The organism is Pectobacterium nicotianae (assembly GCF_023272715.1).
GTDB classification, from domain to species: domain Bacteria; phylum Pseudomonadota; class Gammaproteobacteria; order Enterobacterales; family Enterobacteriaceae; genus Pectobacterium; species Pectobacterium brasiliense.
The window spans coordinates 3,996,353-4,016,012 of record NZ_CP096821.1 but is presented as its reverse complement, the minus strand read 5'-3'; the positions used below and the strand labels follow the sequence as shown (position 1 = coordinate 4,016,012).

General features: G+C 46.4%; 20 protein-coding genes, 1 other RNA gene and 1 pseudogene. 11 read left to right on the top strand and 11 right to left on the bottom strand.

The window, feature by feature from the left end:
* Window positions 1–314: 314 nt before the first annotated feature.
* On the top strand, window positions 315–740 hold the full coding sequence (locus MYB54_RS17885) for a hypothetical protein (protein ID WP_039282041.1): 426 nt from the start codon (window positions 315–317) through the stop codon (window positions 738–740).
* A gap of 73 nt (window positions 741–813) precedes the next feature.
* On the opposite strand, the gene MYB54_RS17880 is transcribed toward MYB54_RS17885, so the two are convergent.
* Window positions 814–1,749, bottom strand: a complete 936-nt coding sequence (locus MYB54_RS17880; protein WP_180776095.1) for a LysR substrate-binding domain-containing protein — start codon at window positions 1,747–1,749, stop codon at window positions 814–816.
* Window positions 1,750–1,871: 122 nt separating this feature from the next.
* On the opposite strand from MYB54_RS17880, the gene MYB54_RS17875 reads away from it, so the two are divergent.
* On the top strand, window positions 1,872–2,354 hold the full coding sequence (locus tag MYB54_RS17875; protein WP_039274311.1) for a GNAT family N-acetyltransferase: 483 nt from the start codon (window positions 1,872–1,874) through the stop codon (window positions 2,352–2,354).
* A 43-nt stretch (window positions 2,355–2,397) separates the two neighbouring features.
* Here MYB54_RS17875 and MYB54_RS17870 read toward each other — a convergent pair whose 3' ends face one another.
* The 4 genes from MYB54_RS17870 to MYB54_RS17855 all read right to left on the bottom strand — a co-directional run bounded on the left by MYB54_RS17870 (window position 2,398) and on the right by MYB54_RS17855 (window position 5,682).
* Window positions 2,398–3,024, bottom strand: a complete 627-nt coding sequence (locus MYB54_RS17870) for a LysE family translocator (protein WP_010282349.1) — start codon at window positions 3,022–3,024, stop codon at window positions 2,398–2,400.
* A gap of 226 nt (window positions 3,025–3,250) precedes the next feature.
* Complete coding sequence (locus MYB54_RS17865; protein WP_014914236.1) at window positions 3,251–3,739, bottom strand: hypothetical protein; 489 nt, start codon at window positions 3,737–3,739, stop codon at window positions 3,251–3,253.
* Window positions 3,740–3,952: 213 nt separating this feature from the next.
* Window positions 3,953–4,735, bottom strand: coding sequence for a transporter substrate-binding domain-containing protein (locus MYB54_RS17860; RefSeq protein ID WP_014914237.1), 783 nt, complete (start codon window positions 4,733–4,735; stop codon window positions 3,953–3,955).
* Between the two features lie 368 nt (window positions 4,736–5,103).
* On the bottom strand, window positions 5,104–5,682 hold the full coding sequence (locus MYB54_RS17855) for a hypothetical protein (protein ID WP_180776083.1): 579 nt from the start codon (window positions 5,680–5,682) through the stop codon (window positions 5,104–5,106).
* Window positions 5,683–6,553: 871 nt separating this feature from the next.
* On the opposite strand from MYB54_RS17855, the gene MYB54_RS17850 reads away from it, so the two are divergent.
* Entirely contained in the window at window positions 6,554–8,200 is a 1,647-nt protein-coding gene (locus MYB54_RS17850; RefSeq protein ID WP_080753784.1) for an AAA family ATPase, read from the top strand.
* A gap of 1 nt (window position 8,201) precedes the next feature.
* Entirely contained in the window at window positions 8,202–9,053 is an 852-nt protein-coding gene (locus tag MYB54_RS17845; RefSeq protein ID WP_248721146.1) for an HNH endonuclease, read from the top strand.
* On the opposite strand, the pseudogene MYB54_RS17840 reads toward MYB54_RS17845, so the two are convergent.
* Window positions 9,050–10,245, bottom strand: a pseudogene (locus MYB54_RS17840) (integrase domain-containing protein). The gene MYB54_RS17845 and the pseudogene MYB54_RS17840 overlap by 4 nt on opposite strands.
* A 483-nt stretch (window positions 10,246–10,728) precedes the next feature.
* Between MYB54_RS17840 and abiEi the strand changes: the two are divergent.
* From abiEi to MYB54_RS17820, 4 genes are all read left to right on the top strand, one after another.
* Window positions 10,729–11,274 (top strand): type IV toxin-antitoxin system AbiEi family antitoxin, encoded by a 546-nt coding sequence (gene abiEi, locus MYB54_RS17835; RefSeq protein WP_039282029.1) that lies wholly within the window; start codon window positions 10,729–10,731, stop codon window positions 11,272–11,274.
* The gene (locus tag MYB54_RS17830; RefSeq protein ID WP_248721145.1) at window positions 11,258–12,175 is read left to right on the top strand and encodes a nucleotidyl transferase AbiEii/AbiGii toxin family protein; all 918 of its coding nucleotides are present in this window, start codon (window positions 11,258–11,260) and stop codon (window positions 12,173–12,175) included. Before abiEi ends, MYB54_RS17830 begins: the two co-directional genes overlap by 17 nt.
* 198 nt (window positions 12,176–12,373) lie before the next feature.
* Window positions 12,374–12,865 (top strand): YhfG family protein, encoded by a 492-nt coding sequence (locus tag MYB54_RS17825; protein WP_248721144.1) that lies wholly within the window; start codon window positions 12,374–12,376, stop codon window positions 12,863–12,865.
* Window positions 12,858–13,442 (top strand): putative adenosine monophosphate-protein transferase Fic, encoded by a 585-nt coding sequence (locus tag MYB54_RS17820; RefSeq protein ID WP_014914242.1) that lies wholly within the window; start codon window positions 12,858–12,860, stop codon window positions 13,440–13,442. The genes MYB54_RS17825 and MYB54_RS17820 overlap by 8 nt, the downstream gene beginning before the upstream one ends.
* A 363-nt stretch (window positions 13,443–13,805) precedes the next feature.
* Here the strand turns inward: MYB54_RS17820 and ssrA are convergent.
* Both ssrA and smpB read right to left on the bottom strand, forming a co-directional pair.
* Window positions 13,806–14,168, bottom strand: a transfer-messenger RNA (tmRNA) gene (gene ssrA / locus MYB54_RS17815).
* Window positions 14,169–14,218: 50 nt separating this feature from the next.
* Complete coding sequence (gene smpB, locus MYB54_RS17810; RefSeq protein ID WP_039281975.1) at window positions 14,219–14,701, bottom strand: SsrA-binding protein SmpB; 483 nt, start codon at window positions 14,699–14,701, stop codon at window positions 14,219–14,221.
* 155 nt (window positions 14,702–14,856) lie between these two features.
* On the opposite strand from smpB, the gene MYB54_RS17805 reads away from it, so the two are divergent.
* Window positions 14,857–15,303, top strand: coding sequence for a type II toxin-antitoxin system RatA family toxin (locus tag MYB54_RS17805; protein WP_010282427.1), 447 nt, complete (start codon window positions 14,857–14,859; stop codon window positions 15,301–15,303).
* Entirely contained in the window at window positions 15,293–15,574 is a 282-nt protein-coding gene (locus tag MYB54_RS17800) for an RnfH family protein (protein WP_010282431.1), read from the top strand. The genes MYB54_RS17805 and MYB54_RS17800 overlap by 11 nt, the downstream gene beginning before the upstream one ends.
* A 238-nt stretch (window positions 15,575–15,812) precedes the next feature.
* Here the strand turns inward: MYB54_RS17800 and bamE are convergent, their stop codons facing one another.
* The 3 genes from bamE to nadK form a co-directional block, all read right to left on the bottom strand.
* On the bottom strand, window positions 15,813–16,148 hold the full coding sequence (gene bamE, locus MYB54_RS17795) for an outer membrane protein assembly factor BamE (RefSeq protein WP_010282437.1): 336 nt from the start codon (window positions 16,146–16,148) through the stop codon (window positions 15,813–15,815).
* A gap of 153 nt (window positions 16,149–16,301) precedes the next feature.
* Entirely contained in the window at window positions 16,302–17,963 is a 1,662-nt protein-coding gene (recN, locus tag MYB54_RS17790) for a DNA repair protein RecN (RefSeq protein ID WP_014914244.1), read from the bottom strand.
* Between the two features lie 81 nt (window positions 17,964–18,044).
* A complete protein-coding gene (gene nadK, locus MYB54_RS17785) occupies window positions 18,045–18,923 on the bottom strand; it encodes an NAD(+) kinase (RefSeq protein ID WP_010282445.1) in 879 nt (292 codons plus the stop codon).
* A gap of 149 nt (window positions 18,924–19,072) precedes the next feature.
* On the opposite strand from nadK, the gene grpE reads away from it, so the two are divergent.
* Window positions 19,073–19,660: a nucleotide exchange factor GrpE gene (grpE, locus tag MYB54_RS17780; RefSeq protein WP_119872289.1), complete on the top strand. Its 588-nt coding sequence runs from the start codon at window positions 19,073–19,075 to the stop codon at window positions 19,658–19,660.

Here is a 19,660-nt window from a genome sequence, read left to right as displayed (position 1 = left end):
AACGAAAATACGATTTTTATCGGAGGATTATCGCATTTCAGGAAAAAAGAGGGTGGAACGATGTAAACGGAGTTGTATCAAACTGTGTTTTATCCCCGTCATACTTCAAGCGATCTTTCTACGCGCGGTGTTCGTATGAAGGAGAGCCCGCGTTTCCTAAAGTTGCGTATATCATACACCTCAGAGCGGGTTGATGTCTTTTTGTACCTATTGAAGGGTATCGCCGTATGATTTTGTTTGCTCATTACTGCCATGACAGGTAGCGTGCTTATACTAAAATAACATCTGTAATCAATGTATGAAGGAACCGAACGATGGCAAATGATGAAATAAAAAATAAATTGGTTTCCGTACTGGCTTCACAACAGGCGCAGGGAAAAACGCCAGAACAGGCCGTCGAACATATTCTTCAGGCATTGGGTGGACGAGCCGGTGATGTGTCCCGTATTTCGGTTTTGACGTCGACATTAATCGCCGATGTGCTTTATACCGTGTATCAGGAGACAATCACGTACCAGCAGATTGCGGTGATTTTACGCAAACTGTGTTACGCCGCTCGCGACATTGCCGTTGCATCACACGCCATCTATCCCCAACTCACCGTTCAGGAAATCGGCCAGCTCTTACAGAGCCCGGAGATTTATCCGACGATCGATCGCGCCGCATTGCTTGATGCGCTGACCTACGCCAACTTTTCCAAAGCGGAAAGTGAGCAGGTTGCTGACGCTCTCGGCATTTAATACCAGAACAATGTGCTACCGGAACAGAACTGAAAATCAGACAGTCAGGCTTGTGATTTTCCTATCGCCGCAATCAGTTCGTTATGGGATGTGCCACCAGCCTGTGTAACAGACTTTTAATCCACTGACTGGCTTCCGAACGGCTATTGCGGCGATGACTGTATATCTTCACGCGATAGGGTGGCACGGTGAAAGGCAAGGCGTGAATCCGCAACGGCAGGAATTGCGCAAAGATTGTCGCGACGTTGCGGGGTAATGCCATGATCAGCGTTGAATCAGCGATGATAAACGGCGCACTCATCATGGAAGGCGTCTTCAGTGCGATATGACGCTTTTTGTTGAGCTTATCCAGCGCGTAGTCAATCACCCCGCGGGACTCATTCCAGGGCGTCACGACAAGATGCCGGGCGGCGAGGTAATCATCCAGCGTAAGCGCCCTGCCTGACAGATAATCCGCGGCGGTGATGATGACATAGCTGTCTTCAATCCAGTCTATCTCCTCAATTTCCCTGTTTTCCAATTGCGTCATGTCGGTGAACCCTAAAGCAAAGTCGATTTTCCCTGCCAGCAAGTCCGTAATCGCGACCTTCTGCGGCGAATAAACCAGATTGAATTTGATATGGGGTGCCAGCTTTTCCATGTGCGCCATCAGGGTAGGAAACACCGAAAACGCGGTGTAATCGGTGATGGAAAAGGTGAAACTTTCCGTGCTGCGAGCGGGATTAAAGCGTGGGCGCGGCGTCAGACCTTGCGTCAGCAGCGCCAGACTTTCCGCTATCGGCTCTGCAATATCGTCCGCCACTACGGTCGGATGCATGGTGTTGCCAACCCGAAAAAACAGTTCATCGGAAAACGTATTGCGCAAGCGCGTCAGCGCGTGGCTGACTGCTGATGCGCTCATCGCCAGCTCTTTTGCCGCTGCGGCGACGGATCGATGCTGGTACACGCTGTTAAATACCACCAGTAAATTTAAATCGATACGCCGTAAATCCAGATGCATGATGTTCATCAGTCGCTGTAGAGAATGCAGTTCATACAGTATTTTTAATCCGGTAGCATGGCAAGCCTTGGTCATAGTTAGCGTTGGAAAAATTAGCACCGGAGAAGAAAGACTTTATGAACCCAGCCTTTATGAATATAGCCATCCGCCCCGCGCAGAAATCAGATGCGAGCGTGATTCTGGATTTAATTATCGAGCTTGCTGTGTACGAGAAAGCGCGCCACGAAGTGCTGGCCTCGCTTGAGGATATTGAGCGCTCGTTATTTGGTGAGGGCGCGACGGCTGAAACGCTGATTTGCGAGATTGATGGCAAGCCTGTCGGCTATGCGATTTTCTTCATGAGCTACTCAACCTGGCTGGGGAAATACGGCATCTATCTGGAAGATCTCTACATTGCGCAGGCGTATCGTAATGCGGGAGCGGGCAAAGCGCTGCTGAAACAGGTTGCGCGTCTTGCACAGGAAAGACAGTGCGGACGGTTGGAGTGGAGCGTGCTGGACTGGAACCAACCCGCGATCGATTTCTATAAGAGCATTGGCGCGAAGCCGCAGGATGAGTGGGTCCGCTATCGGATGGACGAGAAGGGGATCGCTGATTTTGTCACGGCATCGTAATGGTGTTGCTCCTGCTGACCTGACGGCAGCAGGAGCCAGTCAATTAACGCGTTGACGCTGCCAATGTTGTGCCTGCCAGAATAAAGATCCCGCCCGTCGAGCGGTTAAACAGTTTGATGCGGCGCGGATTGGAGAAAAGGCCCGATAAACGACGGCCGGTGCAGGCATAGATGAACATGATGCTGAAATCGAAGACCGCCCAGGTCACAGCAAGAATAATGAGCTGCAAAGCGTGCGGGGCGCTGGTATCGATAAAATTTGGGAAGAGCGCAGCGAAAAACAGCAGATCTTTCGGATTACTGATCCCGACCAGAAAGCCTTTGCGGAATAGCGGAAACCATCCCGGAGCCGAGGCTTCCTGTGTGTCCTGCTCCGCGGTGCTCATATCCTTAGAGCGCCATGATGCGATGCCCAACCAGATGAGATAAACCGCACCAACAATTTTTAATGCGATGAATGCGGTGGTTGACGCAGCGAGAATGGCACCTAACCCCAGTGCTGAACAGGACATCAATATCATTGCCGCGCTGACGCCGCCGAGTACGGTTGCGGTTGCGCGTGAAGCGCCGTAGCGTAAACCGTGCGACATGCTGATCAAGGCTGATGGGCCCGGAATGGCAATCAGGGCGATGATGATGCCTGTATAAGCCAGCCAGAGGTGAAGGCTCATGATTTCTCCTGCGTGTAGTTCACTGTGAAAGCGTGATTGAGAGCGGTGATGTGAAGCGAGATATATTCACATATATATCGCTATTTTCCAACGCGTGATAGTAACAGAAAAGGGGCTAATGGCGCTCGCCCTCTTTATCAACATTCTGTTGCTGACATTGGGGAGCACAGCCGGTTGGATATGGGAATCGAGCAGTGGGGAATCCACGGTTACGCCATCTTAAACATTAGTTCTTAAACAGAACTTTTTGCTCATAGCCGTTTTCTTCTATTACTTGGTACGTATTGCCTGACGGAGTGCTTAGCATTGTGCTCACTTGTGTCAACCCACAGCTTTCTTGATAGCTGACTTGATATTGCAACTGGTCAAAGAAATCTCGCAGCAATGGCCTGATTTTCTCGGTGGCAAATTGATGGGGGCTTTGTAGATAGAAAGACGAGATGTCTAATTGTTCCGTCATTCCAACATTGAAATCGATAATGAAATAGGTGTCGGAGAGTGAATCTGAACGATATACCCAAATGTCTCCCTGACCGCAGGCTACATCATCAATGTAGTGATCGTACAGTTTGCACAGATCCACATCAATATCTAACTGGCTTAAAACAGCCTGCATAATTGCATTGGGAACAGCAATGTCGTCATCGTTTGGGTAAGTGACGAGATCACAAATGCAGGTGCTAATTGAAAAAACGGTTACTGGTATAGTCTGCATTTTCCGACCTTGGTTAATGTGTTCGCTTGTAGTTACAGGCGAACGATTTCCATCTTAATACCCGTTATATTTCAGGGTATGTAGCTTATCTCAATTGACCTTAGCATGCTTATCTTTCACCCGTAAACTTCCGTTTCAGCAAAATCTCCCCGGCCTTCTGGTGGCTAGGGAGAGCGGTTGAGCATGAAAATAATCAGTAAACCGCGCCTGACATTATTCCTTCACGCTTAAATCGATATCGCCAAAATAGCGTTTCTGTATTTTTGCATATATGCCTTTTTGAACGATATCTTTCAGCCCCTGATTGATGAGCTGTTTTGTTTCCGTATCGTCTTTGCGTATACCGTATGCAGAACCGAGGCTAAATAAATCCGCATCGGTGACTTCCTCTCCTTTTAGCTCAAAATCTTTACCCTGTGGGGTTTTTAAAAATCCAAACGCGACGGCAACCGACGGACACAGTGCGCCTTCCACTCTTCCTGATTGTAAATCCTCATAAATGGCTTCCTGATCGGGATAGTTTTTAACAATCACCCCGGCAGGTAGCCAATATTTATTGGCGTAGGCTTCCTGAATGGTACCTTGCTGTACCGCGATATTTTTCCCGCGCAGCAGCTCAGCCTGGGGAAGAAGATTGGATTCTTTCCTTGCGACAAGTTTGGTGGGAACGTGGAAAACATAGTCACTGAAAGCTATCGATTCTTTTCTCTTGCGTGTCACGCCAAGTGGCGCAATGACGTCTATTTTTTTGGCGAGAAGGGCGGCAATCTGGGAATCAAATGTGTTGACGATATAGTCACATTTTGCATTTACCGATTCACAGATGGCATCGGTTACCTCGATTTCAAATCCCGACGGATTACCATTTTTATCCATGCTCTGAAAAGGGGGATACGTTAAATCGACGCCGATACGCAGTATGTCCGATTTAGCAAATGCAAAGGGTGAAATAGCAAAAATGGCAACGATCTTCAGGAGAGATAATTTTCTGAACATAGCAGTAACACCTCTTTTTAGTCGTATAAAATGAATATCAACATTCCGGTATTCGTATTATCACCAGTGATAGGACGTAAATTGGATCGCACATCGTCATCCAGCCCACGTTTGAAAAACTGACGTTAATTTACACTTGAAATTATAACCAATTGTTATTATTTGCTTTCGGAATGTAAGATTGCGCTATCGGTGATGTCCAAGCGTGTAAACAGGAAATATATTCCAGTAGATGATTTCATTTTGGCGGGGTGCTGATGTTCATTGCAGACCGAAAATCGACCTGAGCGAGTTTCCGATATTTTAATTTATTAACCTTACTAAATGTACCAATAATACGGTGGAATTGGCGACCTTGAAGGTGAGCGCTACTTGTAGGTAAACCGATAATCGACAATATACGTGCCGAGTTCATTGACCCGCGCGGTGATCCATAACTCATCCATTCCTTGCCTTCTTTTTTTGAACAGCATTTCTTTGTTGGTGCATAGCTGTTTAAATTGCCCTGTATGGACATCTTTAACCCATATGCCGGCTTCGCAACGACTACTTTTTCCTGTGGATGGCCCAGGAAAAACAATTTTATAGTCGGATGTGTAACTAATCACCTCATCGGGGAACAGATAAACATACACGTCAAAAATATTCACGATGGAAAGAAATCCCAGCACGAAGCCTCCGAAAAACATTTCGAGCATGTGCTTTATTTTCTTCTTTACCGACCGAGAATAGATCGCCCGGCCAGCAAAGATAAGCCCCAACACGATCCCAAACGTAAGGTAGATAGTGAGTTCCGGAAATGTCTCGATCAGTACCGTGCGACGTGACAGCTGTGAAGCCCAAAGCATGTACCAGAAAATAGATAGCATGATGGATAAGACGAGGAGAGTAACGAGAAAATCCTTCGACAATAAATAGGTTATCGCTTTTTTATAAAGACGGTGCATCTATCCATGACCTGTATCAATAGCGTGTTTTGTTGGTATTTTACATGACTTGATGGCTTAAAGGATCAATAGGATTACTTGTTGTGGTTCGGGCATTTGATCTAGTTAGGTAAACCTGCCCGTATGCTGAGTTCATGTTAGGCAGTACGGCCAATGAGAATCCAATAATCAATATCGCCCGCTATGCAGAAAAAATATAAGGATCATTCGGTTTCAGCTCTGTGTAATTGATTAGCCAGATTATAATTTCATTGTCACTAATACCCGGGATTTTTTGTGAGCTTTTTTCTCTGACTAGTGATTTTTTGATCCTGCATGCATACGGTGTATGGAATTGCATGTAATATTTACTCTCGAATCTATCCTACGGCACCAGTATTGGCGCGGCCTGAGTGTCTCCATGCAATTGCATGAAAAGCGCTACATAAAGCGGGCAGGCGTGGCGGGGATAGCATTCGCGCGCCAGCGATAAAGTGTTTATTTATTTTTTATTTAATTTTGTGGCCTGAGTGGGTCGCTGTGCCGCGCTGATTCTCGTGAGTGTTGGTGGGTTAGTGTGATGCTATTCGAGAGCGTGACGGGCTTCTGAGTCTGCCAGTTGAGAGGTAAGAAAAAACCACCTAAAAGGCGGCGAAAATCAGCTATTCCGGCGTTCATCGTATCGCTTCTGAAGCTGCTATTTTCCTGACGTATTATTCGGGCCTATGCGGCCATTGCCTCGCAATGCAACTGCATTAAACCGACACACAAAGCGGGAAGGCGAGGCGGGGAGAGCATTGCGTGGGTATACAAATATAAGTAGTTGCAATTTTAGACTCAAAACGGTAGATCATTTGAACTAAACGTCGAATCATTGGGAAAAAAGTACTATATGAAGATATATGTTACTCCTCATTCAAGAAAAGACTCGCCAACTAATAGTGCAGAATATGAAATCATGTTGCAGCGGGATGATTGGAATGATTATAGTTATATTACTAAATATCATCTTTATTTAACGAAGAAACTGACTGGTTCTGATGAAATAGAATATGTTGGTGCCGTCAAAATAATAAAAAAAGGACAGGTGGCTGATTATTCATACATGGTAGAGCTTGGTGAACTACCACCTTTAAGTTCAGAATATTGTTCTGTTGGGCAATCCTTAGATTACTACACAAGGCTCTCTAAACTTAATAATGAAGTTAGAAATGCAATTCTAATGTCTTTACGCGATATCAATCTATTTGATTATGAATCGGAGGGTTTTAAAGATGAAAATGTCTGGGCCTCTTCGGTAATGAGGGATTTAAAAGATGATGATGATATATTTCTTTTGCCAAAATACATTTTAGAACACAACTTTTCATCTATTCCAAGTATTGATGTGAAGTTTGAGTTCTCTCATGAGAGAATGTTAACTTCTTTGAAGTTAGATTTTGATTCTAAACAATATGGTTATTTTAATTATCAAAAGTTACCATGCCGTATGGCTGTAATAGTCGGGCGTAACGGTACAGGTAAAAGCACAACATTAGCGCGATTATCTAAAGTAGCATTCTCATCGACTCAAGATAGAAAGAAAGACATTATAAGCAGTATCGGGGAAATCTATCCGGAAGGACTCGGGTTTCCTAAAATAATTAATTTGTCTTATAGTGCATTTGATAGTTTCCAGATTCCCGGTGTAACTTATAAAGAAAAAGTTCAACTAAAGAATGATATAGCAAAAGGAAAAGGGCGATATATTTATTGTGGTGTAAGGGATGTATGTGCGGAGTTGGAACTTGAACTACAACAGTATAGTGATACTGACATAGAGGAAATATATATTTCCTCAGAGCGTCAAGAGAGAACCATTTTAAAACCCTTAGAGATTCTAAGTAAAGAATTTAATGATGCATATATTAAAATTCAGCAAGATGAATGTAAAAATAAAACATTGCAAAGTGTATTATCAAAGTTAAAGGAAGAGGCATCTATCTCGACTATTGTAGATGACATGCTTGAAGATAGTTTTTCAGAAAACCCCGCAGCTTATTTTTATAATTTAAGCACAGGGCATAAGTTTGTTTTACATTCAATGTTGCATATAATTTTATATGCCGAAAAACGTTGTTTTGTATTCTTTGATGAGCCTGAGACTCATCTTCATCCACCACTTCTGGCTGTTCTTATGAGCGCCTTGAGAATCATACTTAATAAGGTTGATGCTTTTGCTATTGTAGCCACGCACTCACCTGTCGTTGTACAGGAAACACTTAGTAAGAACGTGAATGTTATAACTAGAAGTGGGAGCTTAATAGACTTTCAGAGGCCTGAGATTGAGACTTTTGGCGAAAATATTGGTTCTATAACATCGGCTGTATTTTCACTGACATCGCAGGTGACAGATTATCATGACGAACTTGATAAACTTATAGAAAATTATAAGGAACATGATAATGCAATTGAATTTATAGAGTCTTGTTTTGACCAAGGGTTAAGTATTCAAGCTCGATCTTACATACTGTCTAAGTTAGCGACTAAGGTGGAATGATATGTGGAAATTATCCCTACCTCATGACAATGGAAGACTAGATGAGCTATCCACAGCGTTGACATATAAAAATGGTTCACCTAAGTATACTTTACTTCAAGGAGAACAGGAGGAAATAGAAAAAATATATGATTTTTATCACGAAAATAGAGGCTTGCCACATAAGTTTTTGGAAGGACAAAGGATCAGTGCAGCTTCAAAAGATGCTTTAAAAGCATGTTATGCTGAAGTTCAAGAAAATGGCCGTTTGTCTGATTTGAGAGCGCGTTTATTCTTAAGTGCTAAAAAATGTCCATTATGTGGTATTGAAGCAACTACTGATTTAGATCATTATCTACCAGAGTCTAAATATCATTGTTTATCCATATACGCAAAAAACTTAATTCCTACTTGTCATAAATGCAATAATAAAAAAAGAACAGCAGTTGTAAATAATGGGGTGGGTTTTTTACATTTATATTACTTTGAAGAACCTACAGAGGTTTTTTTTATTGCAAATACAGCCATGAATGATTCAGCTCTTAAAATATCATTTTCTATTGAGCAAATACCTTGTTTCAGTCAGGGTGTTTATGATTCTTTATGTTTTCAAATAGAACGTATTAACTTGAATGATAGGTTGGTGGCTGAAGCGAATGATTTTTTAGGTAGTATGTTTGTGTCGTTTGAGATGACATTTGACTCTTCTGGAAAAGAAGGGTTGAGAGCATTATTAAAGCGTACAAGAGATAACTATACTCAACGGTTTGGGTTGAATCATTGGAAAAGAGCGTTAATTGATAGCTTGTCAATGAATGAGGAGTTCCTAAATGGGGGATTTAGAATAGCTTTAGGAACCCCTGTGGAGGACTAAGGATTTGTGTGGGGTAAAACATATTTACCCCACCACTCCATTAGTTCAACTCTTTGCGTTAGATAAATTGATCTATTATATGCCCGTCTTACTTCATTTTTGTCTACATGAGCTAGAGCACTTTCAATTATATCAGAATTAAAACCTTGTTCATTCATTGCTGTACTAGCAATCGAACGCAATCCATGCGCAACAAGCTTACCTCCATAACCAATTCGCTTAAGAGCTGCATTTGCTGTTTGGCTATTCATAGGCAACTTTGGATCATTTCTATTAGGGAAAATAAATTCACAGTGGCCACTAATTGACTTCATTGCTTCCTGAATCTCTAGTGCTTGAAGTGATAAAGGAACAATGTGCTCACGCTTGGCTTTCATTCGTTTGGCTGGAATTGTCCAGAGCTTTGCACTGAGATCGATCTCTGCCCATCTAGCACCAGAAGTCTCTGATGGTCGTACAAGAGTAAGGGGCTGCCACTCAATCAGACAGTGAGTCGGTACAGACAGATTTGACATAACCAAAGACCTCATCAACTTTGACAATTCTTCTGGCCGCAACGTAGGCATGTTTTGCTTTTTGGGTTTCTCAAAAGCCATACCTACTCCTGATACAGGATTAGCGTCAATTAGACCGGTATTAACTGAGCAAATCGTGATTTCGTTAATACGCTGTACTAATCGGCGTACGGTCTCTAGTGCACCACGCCGCCTTGATTGGTTCCAGCGCCTCAACAATCGTTCTGGCTTTAATTTCCTGAACAGGCATGGTACCGATTGTCGGAAACAGATCCTTATCTAAAGAACGTCAAATATCTTTCGCATAGTCTTCTGTGACGCTCTTGCTTTTAATCTGGAACCAGTTGCCACAGTTGAGAAAATGCTGTCTAACTCAATCTGGCGTTGTTCTGACGCTTGTTCCTGCTGCTGTTGAGGATCTATGCCTTGTGCGAGCGTAATTAAATGCTGGTCACGTATCTGACGAGCTGCTGCGAGCGTAAGGGCAGGATATAAGCCGAAACTCAAATTGGTTCGGCTACCACCGATTGGACGTTGGTAGCGGAAGCGCTAGAATTTTTACCAGTTGTTTTGACGAGTAGGAATAGGCCACCACCATCATGCAGGGTGAAGTCTTTTTCGCGGGGTTTAGCTTTAAAGATTTCGTTGTTAGTGAGAGGGTGTGTGATGCGCGCCATGTTTGGATCTCTTCAATAATTGGTACACGTTTAATGGACCACAGTATGTCGTGTACCTAAACGTGTACCAATTATCTCCGGATTTAGCTGGATGCTCTTGGACTATTACAGACATAAAAAAGCCGCTGAACCTTGCGGCTAGCGGCTTTTTCACGTTTCCGGCCTTATCTGGTAATAACCGGAATCTAAATTGGGCTGGGGGAATCTGAATATTTCACGTAACATAATGATATTGATGTTTTAAGTGTGAGTTAAGACTTTATTGGTATACCTAAACGTATACCAATGCAGAAAAGTGATAGATTTTTTTGCTAACGTTCTCACCCTATGAATCCCACCTTTTTGTTACCTCAATCTATGATAATCTTTTGATAAGTACACGTGAATGTCACTTTTTAGTGGTTTTGGCGTAGACTTGACGGATTGTTTCTATTCAAGTATATGTGCATAACACAATTATGTGGTTTTCATGTGGACTTATGAATGGACAGGATCACTGCTATTGAGCGTTTAAATGCTTTCGATAAGCAAGGGCGTTATGTCTTCACCTCCCGCGATTTAGCCAAGATTTTCCATGAAGATACGCCCAGAGCGTTTAATGCCGGGCTAAATCGTTTAGTCAAAGATGGCATTCTTACCCGTGCGATTCGCGGTGTGTACGTTTATAACCATGCCAAAAGCAAAGATGCCTATACGCTTGAGCGCATCGTTTTAGCGCTACGCCGTGGTGAATATAACTATCTTAGCCTCGAATCTGCCTTGTCTGAATATGGCGTGATTTCTCAAATACCGATTGACCGGATCACGGTGATGACCACCGGACGTTCCGAAGAACATAAAACGCCTTTTGGGGTGATTGAATTTACCCATACCAAGCGGCCACCAGAGCAGATTTTGCAGGATACCTATTTTGGCAATTCCCCGTTACGGCAAGCAACGAAGAAAACTGCCGTGAGGGATTTACGCCGCGTTGGGCGTAATACCCACCTGATTGACGAATCGGAGCTATATCATGAATCAGAAAGTTAACTTTGCCGAATTGGTCAGCAAAGCGGTGGAATCAGCCGAGCTTGAAGGTTTGCGCAATGTGGTGGAGAAGGAGCTTTTGCACTACGACATCCTCTATTGTTTGGATAATGGGCGCTTGCTAGAGCAGCTTACTTTTCAGGGAGGGACATCGTTAAGGCTGTGTCATGGCGCAAACCGCTTCAGTGAAGATTTGGATTTTGCCGGCGGTGTCGCGTTTTCTGGCGCAGACCTGAAGAACATGAAAGCCTGTATTGAAGATTATCTGGGGAATCGGTACGGCCTTGAGGTCAAAGTGAAAGAGCCACATGAACTGCGGAATGAACCCGGTTATGAGGACGTTCGCATCGACAAATGGCAGGTATCCGTGACCACTGCACCGGAAAAACGCGATATGCCAAGGCAACGGATCAAGATTGAGATCGCCAATATACCGGCTTATACCCGAACGCCGATGACGTTAAAACGTAACTATGAGGTTTTACCCGATGGTTATTCCGATACGCTGCTCATGTGTGAAACGCTGAATGAAGTGATGTGCGACAAACTGGTTTCGCTTGTCGCCACTACCAAATATATCCGCTATCGTGACCTTTGGGACTTGCCGTGGCTGATCCAACAAAACGCGACTTATGATATCGATCTGATTCGTAAGAAAATACAGGATTACCGCATCCCTAATTATGATGATCTACTGGCACAGCGCATACAGAGCATCGATCAGGTTGTGGGGGATGGTCGCTTTAGCGCTGAAATGCGGCGATTCCTGCCACAAGCAGTATTTGATAGAACGTTAGGGCGTGAGGCTTTTAGCCAATATTTAAGCAGCGAATTAAAAGCACTCTTAAGTGCGTTACAGCAAGCGTTAAAAGGAGAGGGCGGGAAAGTGCCGTTCGTCATGTAAGTGTCAGTAGCCAAAATAAAAAGATTTTTCACAAAACTGTTCACTCTCTTCATCTTTCATTTTTTATCTTTATTTTTAAGTGGTTAACAGTGAACGAGCAGGCGACAAGTCACTCATCACCCATGCAGGTAAGATACTGCCAGGCTGCAATTGTGGTAATCTTTATCGCATATATATGCGGATTAAAGGTGAAAGCACATGCGCTATGAAATGGCGGTACTCGCGGCTCTGGTACAAGAGGATTCCCCTAATACGCACTCTATCGTAACCGCTACAGGTATCTCTGAAAGAAAAGTACAGGAAGTGTTAAACACGCTCCAGTCAACGATGGATATCAGCATTACTCGTGTAAAAAGTGGCAAACGGCAAGCCCTGTCTATCTCGTCATGGGGGGTGTTCGGTGACGGGGAACGGCTGGTTGAGAAACTGAAAAATACCGATCTGTTGATATTCAAACAACATCGTAAAATCACCACCAAAGCGTTGCCAGACAAAACGCGCTCCTCGCGCATGGTGACGCTGGAAGAAAAGCGTGATTACTACAACCAGGTGAAACTCAAAAACTATCGTGACAGTATGCGCCTTGAGGGATTCAATATTGAAGATACACCACTTCCCGCTGACAAACAGGAAAGGGAAGCGCTGAGAAAAAACCTGATTGCCAAGTATAAAGCGGGTGGTTATGTCTGATAAATACGGCTCAGGGCAAGATCCTTATACCTACCCTGATAGCGATGTTCTGATAAATAAACTCTGCATCAACGATGACAGTAAATTCGACGATGCGGAACGTCAACTATCCGAGCTGGCCGTTCTTGATATTGAATTTGAAGAACCGCCTTACGATTTACATTATTGGTGTGGGCTGCACGGGAAAATATTTGGGGATTTATTCGATTGGGCAGGAGAAATACGGCGTATCGATATTTCTAAAGGTCAAACACGTTTCTGCACCGTATCCCGTATCGAAATTGAAGCCAATAAAATTTTTACACGGCTATCCAATGATAACTTTTTACAAGGCCTTGAACGTCCAGCGCTAATAACTCAGTTAGCAGAATATTATTCAGATTTGAATGTAATTCACCCGTTTCGGGAAGGCAATGGACGTTCTCAGCGTTTACTGTTCGAGCATATGATTATCAATTGTGGCTATGGTGTCTCTTTCGAAAATATCGGCGTTCAGGAATGGTTAGCGGCTAACGTGGCCGGATACCACGGCAATACTCAACCATTAGTCGATATTTTTGAGAAAAGTATTCTCTGACATCCCAATAAAAAGATTTTTCACAAAACTGTTCACCCTCTTCATTCTGGGGTTTTGCTATTACTAATCAATGTATTAATGGGTAATGAGTTGGTAATGAGTGACTCATCATCGATTGCGGTCTTTTCGTTTCTGGCTTCTACCTCGCCGACTCACATTTGGGCAGCCAGTCAGCGTCTGATTCGTCTTTCAACTCAAGATTGGTCTGTATGCTCAGTTTGCGTATACCTAAACGTATACCAATAGTCACCGGATTCAGGCGAATATCGTCGGACTATTACAGACATAAAAAAGCCGCTGAACCTTGCGGTTAGCGGCTTTTTCACGTTTCCGGCCTTATCTGGTAATAACCGGAATCTAAATTGGTGGAGCTGGGGGGATTTGAACCCCCGTCCGGAACCACTCTACCGTCGGTACTACATGCTTAGTCTATCTTTACATTCGCTTGCCAGCTGCGAATAGACACGCCACTAACAAACTAGCCTGATTAGATTTAGTGCTTCAACCCCAGGCAAGGCATCCACACGATCTCTTTTGGGTTTGACCTCTCTTGATCCCCGTCCTAAGAGCGGAGGCTAGGGAGAGAGGGCTAAAAGCAGGTTATTAAGCTGCTAAAGCGTAGGTTTCGTCGTTTGCGACTATTTTTTTGCGGCTTTTTACGAGGCAAACCGCCCCTCGGCATGCACCTTGGGCTTTGCAAATCCCGTCGAATCCAGAATCAGCCCCCAAGAAACTGTCGCCAGTATACCAGAACTTACCGTTGTTAAGCCAGTGGCTTAGCGATTGGCGTTCTTCATGATACGGGCTTTGTCTAACTTCCATTCACGTTCTTTGATGTCATCACGCTTGTCGTGATCTTTTTTACCTTTCGCCACGCCGATTTTGACTTTGCTCCAGGCATTTTTCCAATACATGGACAGTGCGACGACCGTGTAGCCATCGCGACTGACGCGGCCAAACAGCGAATCCAGCTCGCGCTTGTTGAGCAGGAGTTTGCGCGTGCGCGTGGGATCGCACACAACGTGTGATGAAGCCACATTCAGCGGCGTGATCGTTGCGCCAAACAGGTAAGCTTCACCGTTCATGAAGGTGACATAGCTGTCGCTGAGGTTTGCTTTGCCTGCGCGCAGTGATTTGACTTCCCATCCTTGCAGCGCAAGGCCGGCCTCAAATTCTTCCTCAATGAAGTATTCGTGACGGGCGCGCTTGTTCTGCGCAATGGTGGCGGAACCGGGTTTGTATGCTTTTTTCTTTGTCATAGTGCCGTCATTATACTGGATGTCATTGGGAATGAAATCCCCGCCGTGCGTCCGTGTCGTGGTTAATGATATCGTGCGATAAGCTTCGCAGAATTTTTGTCTGTCGGGCTATCAGTGCTATTATTTTGCGCGTTTTATGAATCACGGAAAATAGTATGCCAAAGATAAGTCGTTCCGCACTGGTGCCGTTCAGCGCTGAACAGATGTACAAGCTGGTGAATGATGTCGCTTCCTACTCCGCGTTTTTACCGGGCTGTACGGGGAGCCGCGTGCTCTCCTCCTCAGAAGGGGAGATGACCGCCGCAGTGGACGTTTCCAAAGCAGGTATCAGCAAGACCTTTACCACCCGTAATACGCTGACGCACAACCAGAATATCAATATGCAGCTGGTCGATGGCCCATTCCGTCAGCTGGGTGGCGACTGGCACTTTACGCCGCTGAGCGCCGATGCCTGTAAAGTCGAGCTGCATCTGGAATTTGAATTCACCAATGCCTTGATTGAACTCGCTTTTGGCAAAGTATTCAAGGAGCTGGCGGGAAATATGGTCCAGGCTTTCACGCAGCGAGCAAAAGAGGTCTACAGTGTCCGCAATGCAGGTTGATGTGGTCTACGCGTTGCCGGAACGCCAGTATCTACGCACGGTGAAGCTGGAAGAAGGCAGTACGGTTGAGCAGGCGATTGTGGCATCGGGCCTGCTGGAACTGCGCCATGATATCGATTTGCAGGTGAATAAAGTCGGTATTTACAGCCGCGCGGCGAAGCTGGCCGATGTGGTGCAGGAGGGGGATCGTGTAGAAATTTATCGTCCGCTGATTGCCGATCCGAAAGAACTACGTCGTCAGCGCGCAGAACGTGCTAAGAGCAAATCCTGAACGATGTCGTTGAACGGCACATGACGTTTTCCTGAGCGTCCTTATCGAAATGCCCTTACAAAAAAACACAGGCAAACCTGAAGTGTTCAGATTTGCCTGCTGTTATACCCGTCATACATCAAGCCGCGTGTGTGCTGGCTTCCTTCACGTACTCCGCCCATTGTTGGCTTCGTTTTAACGCGTCGCCTCTGGCTGCCAGAATCGTTCATCCTGATTCAGCCGAACGGCATTGAAAGCATTAATCCAGCGCGGGCTTGTTGTTGATGTTGGTTAACACGCCACTGCCGCTGAAGGTCAGCGTCAGCGTCTGCTGTTTTACCGATTCATGGCCAGGCTGCTGGCGGAAGATGTAAAACCAGGTATCGCTGCCAAACGGATCCTGCATCATAGGTGTACCCAGCGTATAAGCGACCTGTTGTTTGGTCATGCCGGTGTGAATTTTCGCAACGTCAGCCGGTGCCAGATAGTTTCCCTGATTGATGTCCGGCCGATAGACCACCTTTTCCAGTGTGGAACAACCGGCAGTCAGCATAACAACCACCGCGGCGACGACAGTCAGCGTTTTACAGCGCATAGTGATTACATTCCTTAAGGGCATAGGTTGCCGATGATAATAGACCTTGCAGGACTTGGAAACCTGCAAGGCGATTGTATGACCTCAGGAAGGTAAAAAAGTTGAGCTTTTTTACCGGTGATGCACCTTTCTCGCCCTTGTCGGCAGCATATTTTAGGCTGCCAGCAGTTCTTTGGCATTTGCCAGCGTATTTTTGGTGACGGCGCTGCCGCCTAAGAGGCGTGCCAGTTCTTGTAGCCGAGCACGTTTATCCAACGGTTGCATCAGCGTTTCCGTTTCTGCACCGTCCGTTTGTTTACTCACGAAGAAGTGCTGATGACCGCAGCCCGCGACCTGTGGCAGGTGCGTCACGCACATAACCTGTGTAGATTCGCCGAGCTGGCGCAGCATTCTGCCGACGATGGCGGCGGTTGGTCCGCTAATACCTACATCGACTTCATCGAAGATCATCGCTGGTGTGTCCATTTTCTGCGCGGTGATCACCTGAATAATCAGTGCGATACGCGATAACTCACCGCCCGAGGCTACTTTTGCCAGCGTCTGATGCGGCTGGCCGGGGTTCGTCGTCACGCGGAATTCGATACTGTCGGCACCGGTGGCCGTCAGGTTGTCTGGCGTAAATTTCACATCAATGGTGAAGTGGCCGTGTGGCATTGCCAGTTCACGCATATTGGTGGTGATGAGCTGTGCCAGTTCGCTGGCGTGGTGCTGACGGCGCACGTGCAGCTGTTCTGCAAGGTGCAATGCCTGCTGATGGTATTCGCCGACGGAAGCGTTAAGCGCGTCGTGGTCGCTTTCCTGCTGTTCCAGCTGTTGCTGTTCTTCCAATAGCTGCTGATGGAACGCGGGGAGCGCTTCTGGAGCAACATGGTGCTTGCGTGCCAGCGCGAGCTGGCGCGACAGGCGTTGTTCCAGTTCATACAGCCGAATCGGATCGAGATCCATCTGCTCGCTGTAGTGGCGCAGCTCATCGCTGGCTTCGCTAAGTTGAATGCCGGCTTCTTCGAGCATGGACAGCACGCCAGACAGTTTGTCATCCATGCTGATGAGTTCGCCAAGCTGATGTTTTACGCTGTGCAGCATGCTGATGATGTTCTGCTCGTCGTCTTCGCTAAGCAGTTGCATAGCTTGTTGGCTCATCGTCAGTAGCTGACCGCTATTCGCCAGACGCTTATATTCAACGTCAATCTGCTCATATTCACCGGGCTGTGGGGCGAATTCGTTTAGCTCTTTTAATTGGTATTGCAGCAGTTCCCGGCGGGCTTCGCGCTCAATGGCCGCCTGTTGCAGCTGCGCCAGCGCGCGGCAACTTTGGTGCCACTGATGCCAAACCTGCTGCATAGCAACCAGCAGCTTTGGTTCATCGGCATAGGCATCCAGCAGGTGTTTTTGATGATCGGGGCGCAGCAGTAGCTGATGAGCATGCTGACCGTGCACCTGAATCAGATGCTGGCCGAGTTCACGCAGTTGAGACAGCGGCACGGCGGTGCCGTTAATAAAGCCGCGTGAACGACCATCGGCGCTAATGACGCGGCGTAGCAGACACTCGTTGCTGTCATCCAACTGGTTTTCTTCCAGCCACTGACGTGCCGTCGGGGTATCCGCCAGCGCAAAGCGGGCGCAAATGTCGGCGCGGGCAGCGCCCGGCCTGACCATGCTGGCGTCAGAACGATTTCCCAGACATAAACCGAGGGCATCAATCGCAATTGATTTCCCCGCACCGGTTTCCCCGGTGATTACGCTCATTCCTGACTGAAAATCGATTTCTAATTCGCGCACGATGGCGAAGTTACTGATAGTGAGTTGCGCCAGCATGATAAACCCCTGTATGTAATCACATGTGATTGCATACAGTATAAACTGGTTTTATATACAGTAAAGTGGCTGGGTAAAATTTTAGAATAATTTTTTTGACCAGCCGAGTTTAGAACTTAGAGTGTTGAAATAGCTGTAATTTTTTGGGTGAATCAGATTCAGGTAATGTTCGCTGCGGCGAATGAGGACTTCTTCGCCTTCCTGTACCGGTAACGCAATCTGGCTGTCGCAGCTGATTTCCAGGTCATTGGTAATGCAAGAAAATTTCAGCCGAATCGTGCTGCTGCTGTTGATGACCAGCGGGCGGGCAGACAGCGTATGCGGGAACATGGGCACCAGCGCAATCGCATCCAGCGACGGCGTCAGAATCGGGCCGCCAGCGGAAAGGGAATAGGCGGTGGAGCCGGTGGGCGTGGCGATAATCAGGCCGTCTGAACGCTGGGAGAAGGCGAATTTGTCATCAATATAAACTTCAAATTCAATCATATGCGCGACTTTCCCGGGGTGCAGCACCACTTCGTTAATGGCGGTACTGATGCTGTCCTGCTGGTTTGCGCGGCAAACGTGCGCTTCCAACATGAAACGCTGTTCGCTCAAATAATGGCCGTCGAGAACGTCAGAAAGCTGCTGCTGCGCCTGATCAGGATCGAGATCGGTCAGAAAACCGAGGTTGCCACGGTTCACACCGATCACCTTGATGTCATAGCGCGACAGCACGCGCGCTGCGCCGAGCATGTTGCCATCACCGCCAACGACAACCGCCAAATCCGCCTGCTGGCCGATGTCGGCAAGGCTCGCTGTCGGTGCGTCTTTTAGATTCAACTCACGGGCGATCTGCTGCTCGATCAGAACCGAGTAACCTTTGTCGGTGAGCCAGTGATAGAGCATCTCATGCGTTGCCAGCGCCGTTGGGTGGCGCGGATGGCCGACAATGCCAATACAATTAAACGGCCTGTTCATTGTAAGCGGTGTGTTCATTGCTGTTTTTGTCCTCAGCGTGGTGTATCGGCAGCGGCGGGAACCAATATATGACGGGTTCCCTTGAATCCCCGATTTTGATCCCCATAATAAGCAACTAGCGAGATTAATGCTAAACCGCGGAGAATTTCATGAGTAGTAAAGAACAGAAAACGCCTGACGAGCAAGTCCTGGATCAAAAGGAAGCAGCAAAAGGGCAGCAAGCGGATGCCGCGCCAGAGACGGCAGACGTAGCTGACCCGCGTGATGCGCGCATCGCAGAACTGGAAACTCAGTTGAGCGAACTGCAACAGCGTGAACGTGACAATATGCTTCGCGTCCGTGCTGAAGCCGATAACATTCGCCGCCGTGCGGAAATGGATGTTGAGAAAGCGCACAAATTTGCGGTAGAGAAATTTGCCAGCGAAATGCTGCCGGTTATCGACAACCTGGAACGTGCGCTGGATACGGCGGATAAATCCAACGAATCACTGGCTGCGATGATTGAAGGTATTGAACTGACGCTGAAATCGTTGTTGGATGCTGTACGCAAGTTTGGCATCGAAGTTGTGGGTGATGTGGGCGTACCGTTTAACCCAGAAGTGCATCAGGCAATGACGATGTTACCTTCGGCCGATCACCAGCCGAACCATGTCATGATGGTCATGCAAAAAGGCTATACGCTGAACGGTCGTTTGCTACGTCCGGCGATGGTCGCGGTATCAAAAGCACAAGACTGA